This is a genomic window from Candidatus Hydrogenedentota bacterium, assembly GCA_019637335.1.
GTDB lineage: Bacteria > Hydrogenedentota > Hydrogenedentia > Hydrogenedentales > JAEUWI01 > JAEUWI01.
Genome location: JAHBVV010000033.1, coordinates 49,675 through 65,573, shown reverse-complemented (window position 1 = coordinate 65,573; position 15,899 = coordinate 49,675). Strand labels below are relative to the sequence as shown.

The 15,899-nt window shown below is 64.1% G+C and carries 7 protein-coding genes; 6 read left to right on the top strand and 1 reads right to left on the bottom strand.

Features of this window, described 5'->3' with window-relative positions; genetic code table 11:
* Window positions 1-1,052 precede the first annotated feature (1,052 nt).
* From KF886_23835 to alr, 4 genes are all read left to right on the top strand, one after another.
* Complete coding sequence (locus tag KF886_23835) at window positions 1,053-3,719, top strand: DNA translocase FtsK (GenBank protein ID MBX3180392.1); 2,667 nt, start codon at window positions 1,053-1,055, stop codon at window positions 3,717-3,719.
* Window positions 3,719-4,183 carry a helix-turn-helix domain-containing protein gene (locus KF886_23830; protein MBX3180391.1) on the top strand — a complete coding sequence of 155 codons (465 nt, stop codon included), beginning with the start codon at window positions 3,719-3,721 and terminating at the stop codon, window positions 4,181-4,183. The genes KF886_23835 and KF886_23830 overlap by 1 nt, the downstream gene beginning before the upstream one ends.
* A 61-nt stretch (window positions 4,184-4,244) precedes the next feature.
* Window positions 4,245-4,859 carry a CDP-diacylglycerol--glycerol-3-phosphate 3-phosphatidyltransferase gene (pgsA, locus tag KF886_23825; protein ID MBX3180390.1) on the top strand — a complete coding sequence of 205 codons (615 nt, stop codon included), beginning with the start codon at window positions 4,245-4,247 and terminating at the stop codon, window positions 4,857-4,859.
* The gene (gene alr, locus KF886_23820) at window positions 4,856-5,998 is read left to right on the top strand and encodes an alanine racemase (protein ID MBX3180389.1); all 1,143 of its coding nucleotides are present in this window, start codon (window positions 4,856-4,858) and stop codon (window positions 5,996-5,998) included. The genes pgsA and alr overlap by 4 nt, the downstream gene beginning before the upstream one ends.
* Window positions 5,999-6,243: 245 nt before the next feature.
* Here the strand turns inward: alr and KF886_23815 are convergent, their stop codons facing one another.
* On the bottom strand, window positions 6,244-9,372 hold the full coding sequence (locus KF886_23815) for a PSD1 domain-containing protein (protein MBX3180388.1): 3,129 nt from the start codon (window positions 9,370-9,372) through the stop codon (window positions 6,244-6,246).
* Window positions 9,373-10,088: 716 nt separating this feature from the next.
* Between KF886_23815 and KF886_23810 the strand changes: the two genes are divergently transcribed.
* Window positions 10,089-14,258: a PASTA domain-containing protein gene (locus KF886_23810; GenBank protein MBX3180387.1), complete on the top strand. Its 4,170-nt coding sequence runs from the start codon at window positions 10,089-10,091 to the stop codon at window positions 14,256-14,258.
* On the top strand, window positions 14,233-15,819 hold the full coding sequence (locus KF886_23805) for a hypothetical protein (GenBank protein MBX3180386.1): 1,587 nt from the start codon (window positions 14,233-14,235) through the stop codon (window positions 15,817-15,819). The genes KF886_23810 and KF886_23805 overlap by 26 nt, the downstream gene beginning before the upstream one ends.
* Window positions 15,820-15,899: the final 80 nt, after the last annotated feature.

Genomic DNA, 15,899 nt, shown 5'->3' with positions numbered 1-15,899 from the left:
GCACTCTCTTGGGGGTACAGCCACCGGCTGGATTGGCGGGTGGTTGCTCCGGAGGTGGGCTTGCTTGCCAGCCGGATGCAGTCCCCTGAGGGGGTACAGCCACCGGCTGGATTGGCGGCATTGGACAGGACGTTGGCTCGCTTGCCAGCCGGATGCAGTCCCCTGAGGGGGTACAGCCACCGGCTGGATTGGCGGCATTGGACAGGACGTTGGCTCGCTTGCCAGCCGGATGCGGTCCCCGGGGTGTGGGGGTACAGCCCACCGGCTGGATTGGCGGCATTGGACAGGACGTTGGCTCGCTTGCCAGCCGGATGCGGTCCCCGGGGTGGCTCTTGGGGGTACAGCCACCGGCTGGATTGGCGGCATTGGACAGGACGTTGGCTCGCTTGCCAGCCGGATGCAGTCCCCGGGTGGGGGTAAAGCCACCGGCTGGATTGGCGGCATTGGACAGGACGTTGGCCCGCTTGCCAGCCGGATGCATTTCGCTGGGTTGGGGCTTGATGTCGGCGGAATCCGGGGTTGCGGTGGAAGGGATATGGCCTTTTCTGAAACGGGGCACACTATGCCACGGGGTGTCCGCGAACCTTTTGCCGCGCATCCTCGCGAATTACCGGAGCGCCTTGCGCCAATCCTTCTGGCTGGCTTCTTCAAGCGGCTAAAGTGCTACCTGAAATCTTCCAATCGGGCCGGCGCGTTCCATCGGAGCGGGTCGGCCCGATGCCGTTTTCCGCCAAGGCCCTCAACGGCAGCCCATCGTCCTTCTCGCGGCATTACCGGAATTTGCCATGTGAAGTTTATTTAAATAATAGATTTTTCCAATATTCGTAGATATGGAAGATTCCTTTTACTTCCACAAAACAATATATTGTGGTGAAATACCGCGCTGTGGCATGCATTTAGTAGTGATTTTCGCGGATCACGCAATAAGTGGTTGCAACCCCCCGGGTTCTCTGTTAACATAATCGCGGAAAAGCTCGGCAATAGGGATTCTGCGCGTGTCTGTAACCTCAAAATTATCTGAAGAACGCAGCCGGGAATTTGCTGGCGTGGTGATGTTTGGCGTTACCGCGTTGCTCTTCTTCGCCATGGTCACCGACGGCTATCACGTGCGCGATCAGGCGACCCGGCCCTGGGATGAGATGCTGAGCGTGCCGAACGGGCTTGGCGCCCCGGGCGCGCTGCTTGCGGGAACCCTGGCCGTGCTGGTCGGGGACGCGCGGCACATTCTGTACGCGCTGACTTTTATCTGGGCGCTCATGCTTATCAGCCACAAGCCTTTCGGGCGGGTGATGCCGCGCCTGCTCGGGGCCGGGCTGGTGATCGCGACGATGGCGGGTTTCCTCCAGCTTAATCTCCGGATGGGCACGTCCAATCCGGAACCGGGCGGGGCCGTGGGCTCGTTTGTCGTGCAGTTGCTTGCCTCCAGGAACTTCGGCTTTTTCGGCGCCAGCGTCGTGGTGTTGTCCCTGACCCTGGCGGGCCTTCTGATGGCCTCGGAGCACCTGTTTTACTACCTCTTCATACTGTCCCGTCACGCGGGCTCCCAGGCGGCGCAAACGGCCCGTAGCTTCTTATCCGCAGCGCCCCGGCCGCGCAAAGGAGAACGCGCCACCCGGCGTGGCGCAGAAGCCACTCCATTTCCCGAGGCGGAAAGCGCGCATGCGGACGATGCCCTGGAGGCGCCCTTTATGCCGGCGGGCTATGAGGCCGAAACCCGGCGGGACGGCTCGGCGGATCGGGGCGCGCGCATCCACATTCGGGGCTCACACGCGAACGACGCCCGGCCGGGGGATGATGTCCCGCCCGCGGACGAGCCATTTCCCTTCGACGCGCTCCCGGAAACAGAGGAGGACGAACCGGCCGGCGAGGAGACTTCGCTCGCCATCGATCTCGATCCGCCCGAGGCCGACGCGCCCTGGGATCACGCCGAGACGGCTACGCCCGAGGCTGACACAATCGAGAGCGATGGCCCGGAATGGGAGGCGGACGAATACGCCGGCGCCGAGAGTGAAAATGAGGCCTATGGCGAAGCTCCCGAGCCCATGGATCAGGAGGACGCGGAAGAGCCGGAGGAACGCGCGAGCCGTCCGGCCCCGAACCTGCATCTGCCCGCGGATGTGGCGGCGGCGGCCGGGCTTTCCAGCGGCAGCGCGAGCGCGGTTCCGCGCAAGGACTCCACGCCCAAAGTCCGCCGCCCGCGCCGGAAGATAATCGAGCACGAGGAGCTGCCGCCCGATTACGAGTATCCGCGCCACTACACCCGCCCGCCCCTGGATCTCTTCGACGAACCGGAAGAGCCCGTACTCACGAATCTGACGGAGCAATTGCGCGAGACCAGCATCCTTCTGGAAGACACGCTCCTGACCTTTGGCATTGAGGCGCGCGTCACGGACGTCACGCGCGGGCCGACGATTACGCGCTACGAGCTCGAGCCGGCGCCCGGCATCAAGGTGGCCCGCTTCCTGGCGCTCGCCGATGATATCGCCCTGGCGCTGAAGGCCCACCGCATCCGCGTCGAGGCTCCCATCCCCGGCAAGGGCCGGGTGGGCATCGAAGCGCCGAACGTGGAGCGCGACCAGGTCCTGGTCCGCGAGCTTCTGGAAGCCCCGCAATTTCAGCGCGGCAAGGGCAAGCTGAATCTGGTGCTCGGAAAGGATATTGCGGGCGACGTCAAGATCGCCGATCTGGCCACCATGCCGCACCTCCTTGTGGCGGGCGCGACCGGCGCCGGCAAGACCGTGTGCGTCAAGGCGCTGCTGGCGAGCCTGCTTTACAAGCACACGCCCGACGACCTCCAGCTGATTCTCATCGACCCGAAGATGGTCGAACTCTCTATTTTCAACGACATCCCCCATCTCATCACGCCGGTCGTGATCGACCCGAAAAAGGCCTCGATCGCGCTCACCTGGCTGATCAACGAGATGGAGGAGCGCTACCGGCTCTTTGCCGACCTCCGCGTGCGCAATATCGAGGTCTACAACCAGAGCGTCGAAAACGGCGAGATCGAGCTGGAGGGCGAAGACGACGACCACGACAGCCACTCGCTTCACATCATCCGCCGCCTGCCCTACATCGTCTGCGTGATCGACGAGCTTGCGGACCTGATGATGTTGGCGCGGTCCGAGGTGGAAGACTCCATCGGGCGCCTGGCCCAGCTTGCGCGCGCCGTGGGCATCCACCTGATCATCGCCACGCAGCGCCCCTCGGTGGACGTCCTCACCGGGGTGATCAAGGCCAACTTCCCCTCGCGCGTCTCCTTCCAGGTTTCCTCGCGCGTCGACTCGCGCTGCATCCTGGACGAAATCGGCGCCGAGCGCCTCATCGGCATGGGCGACATGCTCTACCTGCCGGCGGGCCAGTCCAAGCCGACGCGCATCCAGGGCGCCTTCGTGAGCGACGAGGAAATGAACGCGCTTATCATGCACCTTAAGCGTCAGGCGCCGCCGCAGTACAAGGACGAAATTGAGAATTTTGGAAAATCCAAGGACAAGTTAGACGAAATTGCGGACGAATCCGACGAGCTTTTTGACGAAGCCGTCCAAGTCGTGATGGAAACCGGTCAGGCCTCGATCTCAATGGTGCAACGGCGCCTGCGAGTAGGATACACTAGGGCCGCGCGGTTGATTGATATGATGGAACGCAAGGGGATTGTGGGACCCCACACCGGTAGCAAGGCCCGCGAAATTCTGGTTGATGCAATTCAGGTAGAAGACCGCTGATGAGCCCATACGATTTTCCAGGACATGAGTTGAGAGCGCAGCGCGAGTCCCTCGGGCTGACGCTGCTCGACGCCCATCATGAGACCCACGTGCCGCGCGATTATCTGGCCAGCCTCGAGGAGGGGCGCCTGGATGATCTGCCGGCCACCACGTATACGGCGGGTTTCCTCAACACGTATTGCCAGGTGCTTGGCCTGCCGTCCGAGCCGTACGTCACCGCGTTGCGCGCCTGCCGCGCGACCGCCGCGCCCGAGCGCGGATTTCTCACGCGTACGGCGAACAATCCGGACGCGCGCCCGGCCTGGCTGAGCGACGCCATCACCTGGGGGGCGGTCTGCGGCGTCTTGTTGCTGGCCTGGATCGCGTACTCCGTGGTGGTGTCCCCCTTCGCGGAAACGACCCGCGAGCGTGTGGACGCCGGAACCATCGAAATAGCGCCTCCGGCGCGCTTCGAGGTGGAGTAGGCCCGCCGCCGCTTGCCAGCAAGGTGCGTCCGGCGCCGCCGGATGCTACAATCGGGGCGCTATGAACCTTCCCAACCAGCTTACCGTGGCCCGGTGCGTCATGACGGCCATCTTCGTGGCCTTCCTGTCCTTCGACCACGTCATCACCTACCTCATTGGCTACGTTGTGTTTGTCGCGGCCGCGATTACCGACTATTACGACGGCAAAATCGCGCGGGAACGCAACCTCGTCACCAATTTCGGGAAACTTCTCGACCCCGTCGCGGATAAGGTCCTGGTGGTTGCCGCGTTCGTGATGCTGCTGGGCATACCGGCGATGCAGGTGCCGCCGTGGAGCATTGTGCTGATACTCGCGCGCGAGTTTCTGGTAACCGGCGCCCGCTCCCTCGGCGCCGCGCAGGGTTCCGTAATCGCCGCGAACAAATGGGGAAAAATGAAGACCATTCTCCAAATGGTGTATGTCTGCACCTTCCTCTTCCTCGCCACGGTGCTCCAGGGCCTGGCCGATTACCCGGCGCTCGTCCAGGCGGTCCCCGGCGACCTTGGGCATTACACCGCCATCATCGGGCAGGCCTCGAAATGGTCCATCATTCTGGTCGCCCTCTATACCGTCTACTCGGGCATCCAGTTCGCCCGCGTCAACTGGAAGTTGCTCGGGCTCGACCAGACCGCATGAGCGGCGCGCGCTACCCCTCCCGGGCCCTCGTCGACCTGGACGCCTACGCCGCGAATATCGCCTGGGCGCGCGAATCGTCGGGCATCCCGATTATGGCCGTCGTCAAGGGTAATGGATACGGCCTCGGCGCCGTTCCCCTGGCGCGCCGCGCGCTGGAGGCCGGTTCTCCTGTGATCGGCGTCGCCACGCCCGGTGAAGGCATTGCCCTGCGCGAAGCCGGCATCCAGGGGCCGGTGCTCGTCCTGATGCAGCCCGATCCGGATGCCTTCCCGGAGCTGCTGGATTTCGCCCTGACGCCCGCGCTCTGCGACGTCGCCGCCGCGCGATCGCTCGACGCCCTGGCGCGCGACCGCGGCCAGGTGTTTCCAGTCCACGCCATGATCGACACCGGAATGGGGCGGCAGGGCTTCGCGCTCGAAACCGCCGTGGCCGATCTGTCCGCCATCGCCGGCCTGCCCAACATCCGGCTGGCCGGCATCGCCACCCACTACCCCGTGGCGGATATCACGGACGATCCGTTCACCCGCGAGCAGGTCGAGCGCCTGCGCGGGGTGGTGGGGGAACTCCGCGCGGCCCACATCGACTGCGGGATGGTCCATGGGGCCAACAGCGCGGGCGTCGTGAACGCGCGCGACCCCCTGTTCACCATGGCGCGCGCCGGCATCCTGACGACCGGTGTCTGGCCCACCGATACGGTTCCCGAGCCCAACCCCATCCGGCCCGTGCTCCAATGGGTAACCCGGGTTTCCCAGGTCCGCGCCCTGCCCCCCGGACACACCGTGAGCTACGGACGCACCTACACCGCCCGCGACGGCATGATCGCGGCCATCCTGCCGGTGGGCTATGCCGATGGTTACCGCCGCGCTTTTTCCAATCGCGCCGAAGTGCTGATCCGGGGCCACCGTTGCCCGGTCCGCGGGCGCGTCTGCATGGATCAGACCGTCGTCGACGTCACGGGCGTCCCCGGCGTGGTTCCCGGGGACGAGGCCGTCCTCGCGGGCGGGCAGGGCGAAGATCGCATCACGCTGGAAGAACTCGCCGCCCACGCGGACACCATCCCCTACGAAATCCTCACCGGCATCGGCCAGCGCGTCGAGCGCGTATATGTCGAAGCCGCGCCGCACACGCCCACCTGGTAATACGGGTGCGGAACGCCCGGTTGTGGGCGGGGCGTAGTTCCGGATCCCGGATGTGCGTGCCCGCCGGTGGCCGAGTCCCCGTGGGGGGCGCCGCTCGTGCCGGGTGGTGATGGTGGTGTGGGGTTGAGATTGCTCCAGGCACACGAACGGGCGTTGCCCGATCGCGTGGCACGTGGTATTCGGATTGCGCTGCAATTGGGAAGCATACGAGGCGTACGCACCAACCTCCTTGATTGGGGTACGTACTACTGCCGCACAATGGTCTCGTCGAGATTGAGCAGCACCCGCGCGGTCAGCGTCCACGCCGCCAGGGTCTCGGGATCGGCTGCAGCATCGTTTGCCGGCGCGATCACCGCGCCGGCGTCGAGCCCGCCCGACGCGATGCGCGCGCGCTGCGCCTCCAGGAAGGACTGAAGCATGTCGAGTTCCGCCGGTTCCGGCGCGCGGGACACGCAGCGGCGGAAGGCGTAGTCCAGACGCGACCGGTCATCGGCCCCGCCCTCCGCAAGCGCGCGCTCCGCCAGATGCAGCGCGGACTCGTAGAAGAGCGGCTCGTTAAGCGTTGTGAGGGCCTGCAGCGGGCTGTTGCTGCGCTCCCGCGCGGTGCACGGCGCATCGCCCGCGGGCGTGTCGAACACCTGCAACGCGGGATACGGCACGCTGCGGAAGCGGAACGTGTACAGCGCGCGCCGGTAGGCGTTCGGGCCAGTGTCGGTGTTCCACGTCTTCGGGCCATAGCTTGCGGGCGGCACAAACAGGAATTCCGGCGCGGGCGGGTTCACGCTGGGACCGCCCACGGTGTCGTTGAGCAGGCCGCTGGCCGCCAGGGCGATGTCGCGCACGGTTTCGCCTTCAACCCGGAAGCGCGCGCCCCGCGCGAGCAGGCGGTTGTACGGATCGCGCTCCAATTGTTCCGGCGTGGCCGCGGAATCCTGCCGGTACGTCGCGGATGTGACAATCAGCCGGTGCAGGTCCTTGACGCGCCAGCCGCTGTCCATAAACTCGACCGCGAGCCAGTCCAGCAAGTCCGGGTGGGTCGGGGGCGCGCCCTGCAGGCCGAGGTCCGCCGTGGTGGACACGATGCCCTCGCCAAAATAGCGCTGCCATACGCGGTTCACGTAGGCGCGGGCCGTCGTGGGCGAATCCGGCGACGCCAGCCACCGCGCGAAGTCCAGGCGGTTGGGCGCGCCATCGGCCGGAAGCGGGTGCAGAAACGCCGGAACGCCCGGTTCCACGGCCTCGCGCGGGCTCAGGAAGTCCCCCCGGTCCAGCCGGTGGGTCGGGCGGCGCACCTCGCGCTCGCGCAGCACGAGCTGGGTCGCGCCGGCGGGGTGCGCCTGCCAGAGCCCATCGATCCGCTGGTTGTCGCGGGCCAGTTCGGGCACGGTCGTCCGCCAGTAGTCGAAGAGCGCGTCGAGCTCCGCGGGGGAAGGATCTTCCGACCGCAGCGCCAGGCGCACCGGCTCCGGCAGCGCGATCGGAGGCAGTTCCGCCGAATCGGTCACCGAAAGGCGGAAGCGCCCGATGTTGTTGGTCTGGTTGTCGTCGCTGTTCCAGCCGCCGTGGAACTGCCCCAGCCGGAAGGCCAGGGTCATGCCGGGCTGAACCGCCAGCGGCTCCTCCAGGCGGAATATGATGTACTGGTTCTGGTTGCGCCGCCCGGGATCGATATCCGAGGTCCAGGCCGTGTCGTTGTTGCCGTCGATGGTCATCGCCACCGGGCCCGTCGTGCGGACCTTCCCGTCGCGATCCGGAAACTCGGGACCCAGCGTGCGGACCGGCGGGTCGGTCGTCGCAATTGCGGAGGCAATCTTCACTGGGGTCCACTTGTCATACTGGGCGATGGGCGTGTCTTCCGTGGTGACGCGCATGTCCATCTCCGAGAGCGCGAGGCCACCATGTATCGAGCGCCCCGGGCCGCCCCGGGGCAGGTTGGGATCGGTGAGAAACTCCAGCCGGATGGCGGTGATCGCGCCGAGCGAGGTGGTTGTCGTCATCTTCGGGGCGAATCGGGTGGGGGCGTAGCCTTGCGCCAGGTAGGAGCCGTCGTCGCGCGGCATACACTTCTGGCCGCCGGCGGAGGAGTCGTCGAACTCCAGCGCGAGCACTTCCCACGCCGGTTCCGGCGTCGCCCGCGCCCCCTCGGCCCAGGCCTCCAGCTCCGCGCGCCAGCCCGGCCGATCGCGCTGAATTCCCGACTCAATCTCGCCGATAAGGCCCAGGATCCGCTCGCGCTGCGTTTCTTCCTCGCCGGAATACACCGTCATGCAGGCTTCTTCGCTGTTGTTCAGGAAGGCCATCATCTGGAAGTATTCCGTGTGGGTCAGCGGGTCGTACTTGTGGCTGTGGCACTGCGCGCACGCGACCGTCAGCCCGAGCATCGCGCGCCCCACCAGGTCCATGCGGTTGAACATCGCCTCCATCCGGAACTGCTCCGGGTCGATGCCGCCCTCCTCGTTGATCATGCTGTTGCGCAAGAACCCCGTCGCCACGCGCTGCTGCTGCGTGGCCCCGGGAAGCAGGTCGCCCGCGATCTGTTCCTTCAGAAACGCGTCGTAGGGCTTGTCCTCGTTAAACGCGCGGATGACGTAGTCGCGCCAAGTCCACACCTGCCGCGGCTTGTCCTTTTCGAAGCCGTCGGAATCGGCATACTGCGCGGCGTCCAGCCAGTGCCGCGCCCAGTGTTCGCCGAAATGCGGTGAATCCAGCAGGCGGTCAACCGCCTTCTCATACCAGTCCGGCGAGGTATCCGCCTGAACCCGCGCGACCTCGTCCAGCGACGGCGGCAGCCCCGTCACATCCAGGCTGAGCCGCCGCAGCAGCGTCACCCGGTCCGCCTCCGGCGAAGCCGAAAGTCCCGATGCGTCGACGCCGGCCAGCACGAAATGGTCAATCGGGTTGAGCGGCCACGCCGGGTCGCTCGTTTCGGGGACGGGCGGGCGCGACGGGCGCGCGAAGGCCCAGTGCTCCGTGCGCGGGGCCCCCTGCGCAATCCACGCCCGGATCAGCGCGACCTCCTCCGCCGTCAGCGCTTCGCCCGCGTCCGGCGGCGGCATCCGGTCGGCCGGGTCCGCGCTGGTTACGCGCTGAAGCACCGCGCTGGCGTCCGGATCGCCCGGCACAATCGCCCCCGCGTGATCGGGACCCGGATCCGCCACGTCCAGGCGCAGCCCTGCCTTCCGCGTTGATTCGTCGTTGCCGTGGCACTGAAAACAAGACCCGCTCAGCAGCGGGCGAATGTCCCGGTCATACGAAATCGCGTCCGCCGCCAGCGCGCCGGAAACCGGCGCCACCACAGCCAACACCCACGGGATCAAAGGGCTCTTCACGGGCATAAACACCTCTCCGCGCAATTTACCGCTGCGCCGATTCATAAGTGTAACGAAGCTTCGGGAACGCTGCAAACATGGCTCCCCCCCGTGGCACAGCTCCCAGCGCCCGAGTGCTGCGCCGATATCCATAGACACACTGAATGTGCCACGATCTCATGACAGTATAGTTCGTATCGCCATAGATCGTTTCGCCGCCCGCGAACGTCGGGAGCGAATTCCCGGCTTGCAGTTCACATACGAAGCCTTGGCCAGATACTTGTTCCGGTATTGGCCTGAACTAATCATATTGCTCTGTTATTCCACATACATGACTATGCGTTATTCTTCGGGTTTCGCGCACCGCATCACACACTGCTCGGAAAGCGCCGGGCCCAATTTCGCCGCTGTATTTGCACACAAACGGACGGTAAATAGGGCTCGATTACTATCTCGGGCGCGGCATAGTCCAGTTAGCGGGCTGTCCGCATCATCCTTGAATCGGCGCTGGCGCCTGTTGATATAAAGAGCGAGGAAGTTATTGACAGATCCATTCGTTCATGATAGTATCGCCAATGGGAGTGACGATTGTTTGATGTGCTCGAGGGCCTGTTCCTGATGGCTGACAGGCGACCGGAATTTCGGAGGCTCGAGAGTTAACTTCAAATCGGGAGGGGTGAGAGCGAAATGATAGCGTGAGGCTGTATTGTGGAATCTTGGCCTACTGGCCGTTGTTTTTCTGGGCAGTGGCGCTATTGCCAGGTTGCCCGCCGGATGGTTTCGTGGACGGCGGGGGAGTGCCCGATCTCTCGGGATTGACGCGGGCGGACGCGGAGGAGCAACTGGAGTCTAGCGGCTTTACGATAGGTTCCATCACGGAGGTGTCCAGCGATGCGCCCCTGGGCGAAGTGGTTGGGCAGTCTCCGGCGCCCGGCGCCGTTGAGCCGGAAGGTACGCCTGTCGATCTCGTAATTAGCATGGGACTTCCGGCGCCGGTGCCGCATCTCATCGGCCTGCAACGCGCCGCCGCGGAAACCGCCATTGCCGAGGCCCAATTCACGCTTGGGCGGGTAACCGAGCGGTCATCCACCGCGACCGCCGGGGAAGTCATTGACCAGACGCCGGCGCCCGGCGCGGCTGCGGCTCCGCGCACCCCCGTGAACCTGGTGGTCAGTTCGGGCATTCAGCAGGTCAATGTGCCCAATGTCGTCGGACGGCAGGCGGCGGAAGCTGGCGCCATGATTGCCAGTACGGGGCTTACTTTGGGCGCGATCACCATGGAGGAGGATAGCGCGCCGGCGGGCCAAGTGCTCTCCCAGAGCCCTTCCGCCGGTGCGGCGGTTATGCCTGGGGCAATGGTCGATATCAGCATTAGTGCCGGTGAGGGGCGCCAGTCCGCCGTGGTGCCCAACGTGACGGGTGGCACGCGGGCTGCCTCGGAATCGGCGGTAACGGAAGCGGGCCTGGTTCTGGGCGGCGTTACCGATGTGTTTAGCGACGCGCCGCCCGGCGAGGTGGTCGCCCAGAGCCCACCCGCGGGCGCCATTGTTCCATTGGAATCTCCGGTCTCGATCCAGGTGAGCGCCGGGGTGGAGCCGATCTCCGTTCCCGATGTTGTGGGGCTTCGGTCGCCCGACGCCGGCGCCAGCATTGCCGGCGCGGGGCTCAGCTTGGGCGCGATTACGGAAATCGAGAGCACCGCGCCGCCGGGCGAAGTGCTTTCTCAGATCCCGCCGTCTGGCGAAATAGTCCCGCGGGGTTCGGCTGTCGACATTACGGTGAGCGAATCTGCCGGCGCCGCTGTAGTCCCTGAACTTGCCGGTAGCACCGAGACTTCCGCTGTAGATGTACTTCAGGGCGTGGGATTGGCATTGGGGGCGGTAACGAATGTCTTCAGCGACCGTCCCGTGGGGGAAGTAATCGGGCAACACCCGCTCGCTGGCACACTGATACTACTCGGTTCGGCGGTGGATATCGAGATTAGCGGCGGGCTCGCTTTCGTGGCTGTGCCCGCTGTGACGGGGATGCATTCCGCGACTGCGGGCGCGGCCATCGCTGGTGCGGGGCTGCGTGTTGGAACAGTCGCCCGGGTGGAGAGCAACAATCCGGCGGGTGAGGTGCTTTCGCAGAGCCCCGCGGCCGGTGCTATCGTATCCGCCAATTCCGCGGTAGATTTAACGGTTAGCGAAGGCGCGGCTACGGTCGAGGTTCCGGATATCACGGGCGGCTCGGAAGCGGAGGCGAGCCTTGCTCTCGAAACGGCCGGGTTGGTTTTGGGTGCGGCGGAAGACGTATTCAGCGCCCAACCCGTGGGACGGGTGATCGGCCAATCGCCATCGCCGGGATCCGTGGCGCTGCGTGGAACCGCGGTCATGATCTTGGTGAGCGCGGGCGCCGAACTTATCACGGTGCCCGATCTCCTGGGCCTTCCGCAGGCCCAGGCGGGTGCGCTGATCGCGACAGCGCGCCTGAGCCTCGGCACAGTGACCGAAGTGCTCAGCCCGGAACCAGGCGGGCAAGTGGTCGCGCAGGACCCGGCGGCGGGTAGCAGCGTTGCGCCAGACACACCCGTGGCGCTTGAGGTAAGTTCGTTCGAGGCGATTGTGAGCGTACCCGATTTGTCCTCCATCACTTTGGAGATTGCCCAGTTTCGCCTGGCGCTCGCGGGGCTGCGATTGGGTGAGGTATTGGCGCAGCCCCAGGTGACCGTTCCCGCGGTCATGGTTATCGATCAGGATCCAGGCGCGGGCATGATGATTGCCGAAGGTTCCGATGTTTCGCTGACGATTTCTGTCCCGCCGGATCCCGGCGCATTCCTTACGCTGGTGAACACGCCAGTGCATGAAGATGATATCACGGCAGAGGCCTATTACGCGGCGATTGATCCCTTTGGCGAGAAGACGACGCTCTCGGACTGGTACGCCGCCAACGGTTTTGGGGAGCCGGGCGGAATGGAGGCATCGGCCTATTACTTTAACGAGGCGGATCTCGGGTTCGGCCGGCAGGTGCATATGCGTTCCAATGGCAGCCCGACGGTCTTCGGGACGCCGGCGGACCGGATCGCTTTTGCTACCCTGAACCATCCTACGGTGGACGATACCTGGCAGAATCCTGATGAGCCCATTGCCACTGTCTGCATGGACATGCTGCCGGCGCCGGAAGGCGGCGAGCCCTATATCCGCTTCTATGTCTACGGTTCGGACGGAAACCGGCTCAACAAGATCGATTTGGATGGCCGGGGGGACAAATACGTTCCCGGGATGTGCACGGTTTGCCACGGCGGGCAACCCAGGGCACTCGTAAATGGCGTCTATCCGGATTTCGGAAATATCAATACGCGATTCATACCGTTTGACCTGGAGTCATTCCTCTACTCGGAAACCAACCCGGAATTCAACCGGGCATCGCAGGAGGGGGCGTTCTATGCGATGAACAAGGCCGTCCTGGATTCCTACGCCGCCATTCCGCAGAAACACATTTTTACATACAATGGGCCGAGCATTCCGATTCCCGATTCGCCGGGAGGACCGGTATCCGCGGATCTTGTGGTGTCTGGCCTCAGCGGGGGGATAGTCGATGTGAAATTGGTGATAGGGGGTACGGGGCTCTGTTCGACGGATGTCGGCGACGGTAACAACGGCATTGACCATACCTGGGTTGGCGATCTCCTGATAAACCTCGTTTCACCGTCCGGAATTGTCTGCAACATCATGGCGCGGCGCGGCTCCAGCGGCAACAACATCTGCGGGGCGGTGTTTGATGACGCCGCGGCCGCGTCCGTCGCCACGCTCAGTTTCTCGGACGCGCCATTTACCGGCATTTGGATGCCCGAGGAGGCGCTCAGCAAGTTCGTCGGCAGCGAACCGAATGGCGCTTGGCGTCTATTCGTGGAAGACGAAGCGGGCGCCGACACCGGCAACTTGAACCACTGGTCGCTGCAAATCACCACGGATGCGCCCGATAAGCGGGCGGCCGAGGAGCTGATTGAAGGGTGGTACGGCGGGCCGGCTCTCCCCTTTCCGTTCGATGGCGGTTTTGTTCCGGAAGGGTGGTCGCCGCCTGCGGCGCCGCCGGAGGCCGCGGAGCTATACTCGGCCGTTGTGGCGCGCTCTTGCCGGCTCTGCCACGTGCAGCAGAGCGAACGGTTGCCCTCGCTCGATTTTGACACGTTCGCGGAGTTCGAACTCGCGAAGGACCGGATCCGCCAACTGGTCTTCCAAGACGGAACCATGCCGGCCGCACTACCTACCTATGACCAATTTTGGTTGAGTTCCTTCCCGTATGCCGCGGGCCTCCTCGCAAATTTCGTGGGGCATGGCACATCTGGGCCCGGCAGGCCAGTGGCGAATGCTGGGACCAATCGGACGGCCGCAATCGGTGAAACCGTGGTGCTCAATGGAATTATGAGCAACTTCGCTGACTCCTATACGTGGAGCTTTGTCTCCGTTCCCAGCGGAAGCGCGTCGGCATTGACTGGCGCCGACACGGCCATGCCGTCGTTTCAGCCGGATCTGGCAGGCGCGTACACCATCCAACTGATTGTGACCTCAGGGAGTATTTCGAGTGCTTCCGACGAGGTAACGGTCACCGCAGTGACGGTATCCAGCGGGCCCAGCTTCAGTATGGACGTGCTTCCCATTCTGACGGACCCCGCGCGCTGCGTGTCGTGCCACCAGAGTGGCGGCGTAGCGGCCCCCAGCGGCTTCTTCCTCGACAGCGCCGATTCTAATGTCTTGTACAACGAGGTCGTTACGGAATTCAGCACCGCCGAACCATCGAACACCCGTGTAAACACGGCCTCGCCCGCAATGAGCCTGATATTGAGAAAAGCGTCCAATTCCGACGGCAACCACGGTGGCGGAATGCAGCCCGGATTCAATCTCGGTGGGGATAGAAGCAACTACGATGTTATTCTGGAGTGGATCGATGCTTCCGGCGCAGCGAACAACTGATCCTATACGGATGGCGCTGCAGCGGATGCGAAATTCGATGCGAATCAGGCGTGTCCGGCGCAGGCTCGCCGGTTGCCTCTCCCTACTACTACTACTGCTGTTGCTGCTTTTTTCGCACGGCGACGCCAGGGCGCAGTGCGAAGACGCGACACTGGATTCGGATGGCGACGGCCTCACCGACTGCATGGAAATCGAATTGGGCACGGATCCGAACGTGGTGGATACCGACAACGACGGGATGCCGGATGGTTTCGAAGTCATTCACGGGTTTGACCCCACTGGCCGATCGGAATCCGGACTGGACGCCGATGGGGACGCATTGACCAACCTGGAGGAGTTTCTGCTTAACAGCGATCCGCGCGACCCCAACAGCCCGGCGCCTACCTATTTTGTGTCACCTTCGGGATCTGATAGTGTGGCGGGTGGGGACGAGAGCCGTCCGCTCCGGACGATTGATTTTGCCCAGTCGCTCATCACCGGCTCTGGCGCAACGGCGGCGCGCATCGTCTTGGCGGAGGGGCGCTATACCGAAAGCCTCATCCTCCGCCGCGGGGTAACCATCACGGGCAGGCCGGGCCAGCGCCCCACCATTGTCGGGCGGCAGACCGGCGCCAACGATGCAACCCTCGCCCGTCTCGAACTCCTGACCGAGACGGGCGGCGTCGTGTTGCTCTCGCTACCGAATACGGCCACCACGGTCCGCGACGTGTACTTTACGGACACCTCCAGCGCGGGCGGGACAACGGGCATTCGCGCTTCCGGCCCCAATGCGGCGGATGCCATCATCGAAGACTGCGATTTCACCGGACTAATGACGGGCGTGGAAATTGTTGGTGGCGTACCCATAATTCGCCGCTCAATGTTCGTCGACCAGCGTTACGCGGGTATTCATGTGCTCAATACCGCGGTGCTGGAGCCTGGTGTGGGCCTGAGCACGTCCATCGATTCCGCACGCGGCTTCAATACCATTCTGTACCGCAGCGATATTCCCGATCCGGTCGATCTGCCACTGGGAATAGTCAGTGACACCCCAGAGCTCCTGCTGTGCGAAAATATTGATTGGAGCACCGACGACTTCGATGAAATTCGTACCCTGTTTCAGGGAAACTGCGACTGGCAGCCAATTCTCGCCAAGGGGTCCGCAATCCTGGCCGCCACCCTTGTTTGTACCGTTTGGGCCGCCGCCGATCAGGAATCCTTGTCGAACGCCACCATGTCCCTCTTGGGCAGCGGATTTGCTCCCCTCAAGGGAGGCGTTGACGGCGTGTATACTTTTCCGTCGGTTCCCGCGGGCGAGTACAAACTCGTGTGTGTAGTTGATGGCTATGAGGTGGAATCGCTGGATTTGGGCATCGCGCCTGGCGAGATTAAATCGATTACGATTCCCATGGCTTTGAAGAGTAGCAGTACGAACGGGGGAGATGGTTGTTCCATGGAAACCGGCATGGAACCAGCGGCGAAACGCGGCAATGTTGCGGCATACGCATTCTTGGTGTTCGCCTTTGGCTTTTCCAGATGCCGCGGCGGCGGCGCTCGGCCAGCGCAGGGACTTCCCCGGTGATGGGGCGCTCAGAATGCGTGGTTGTCCCGATCTTGACGCGGATTTCCCTGTGAGTTTCTGGTAAAGGCCAGAATCACATG

Coding starts and splice junctions, on each gene's coding strand:
- alr (MBX3180389.1), top strand. CDS start 4,856: ATGAGCGGCGCGCGCTACCCCTCCCGGGCCCTCGTCGACCTGGACGCC.
- KF886_23835 (MBX3180392.1), top strand. CDS start 1,053: ATGTTTGGCGTTACCGCGTTGCTCTTCTTCGCCATGGTCACCGACGGC.
- KF886_23805 (MBX3180386.1), top strand. CDS start 14,233: ATGCTTCCGGCGCAGCGAACAACTGATCCTATACGGATGGCGCTGCAG.
- KF886_23815 (MBX3180388.1), bottom strand. CDS start 9,372: ATGAATCGGCGCAGCGGTAAATTGCGCGGAGAGGTGTTTATGCCCGTG.
- KF886_23830 (MBX3180391.1), top strand. CDS start 3,719: ATGAGCCCATACGATTTTCCAGGACATGAGTTGAGAGCGCAGCGCGAG.
- pgsA (MBX3180390.1), top strand. CDS start 4,245: ATGAACCTTCCCAACCAGCTTACCGTGGCCCGGTGCGTCATGACGGCC.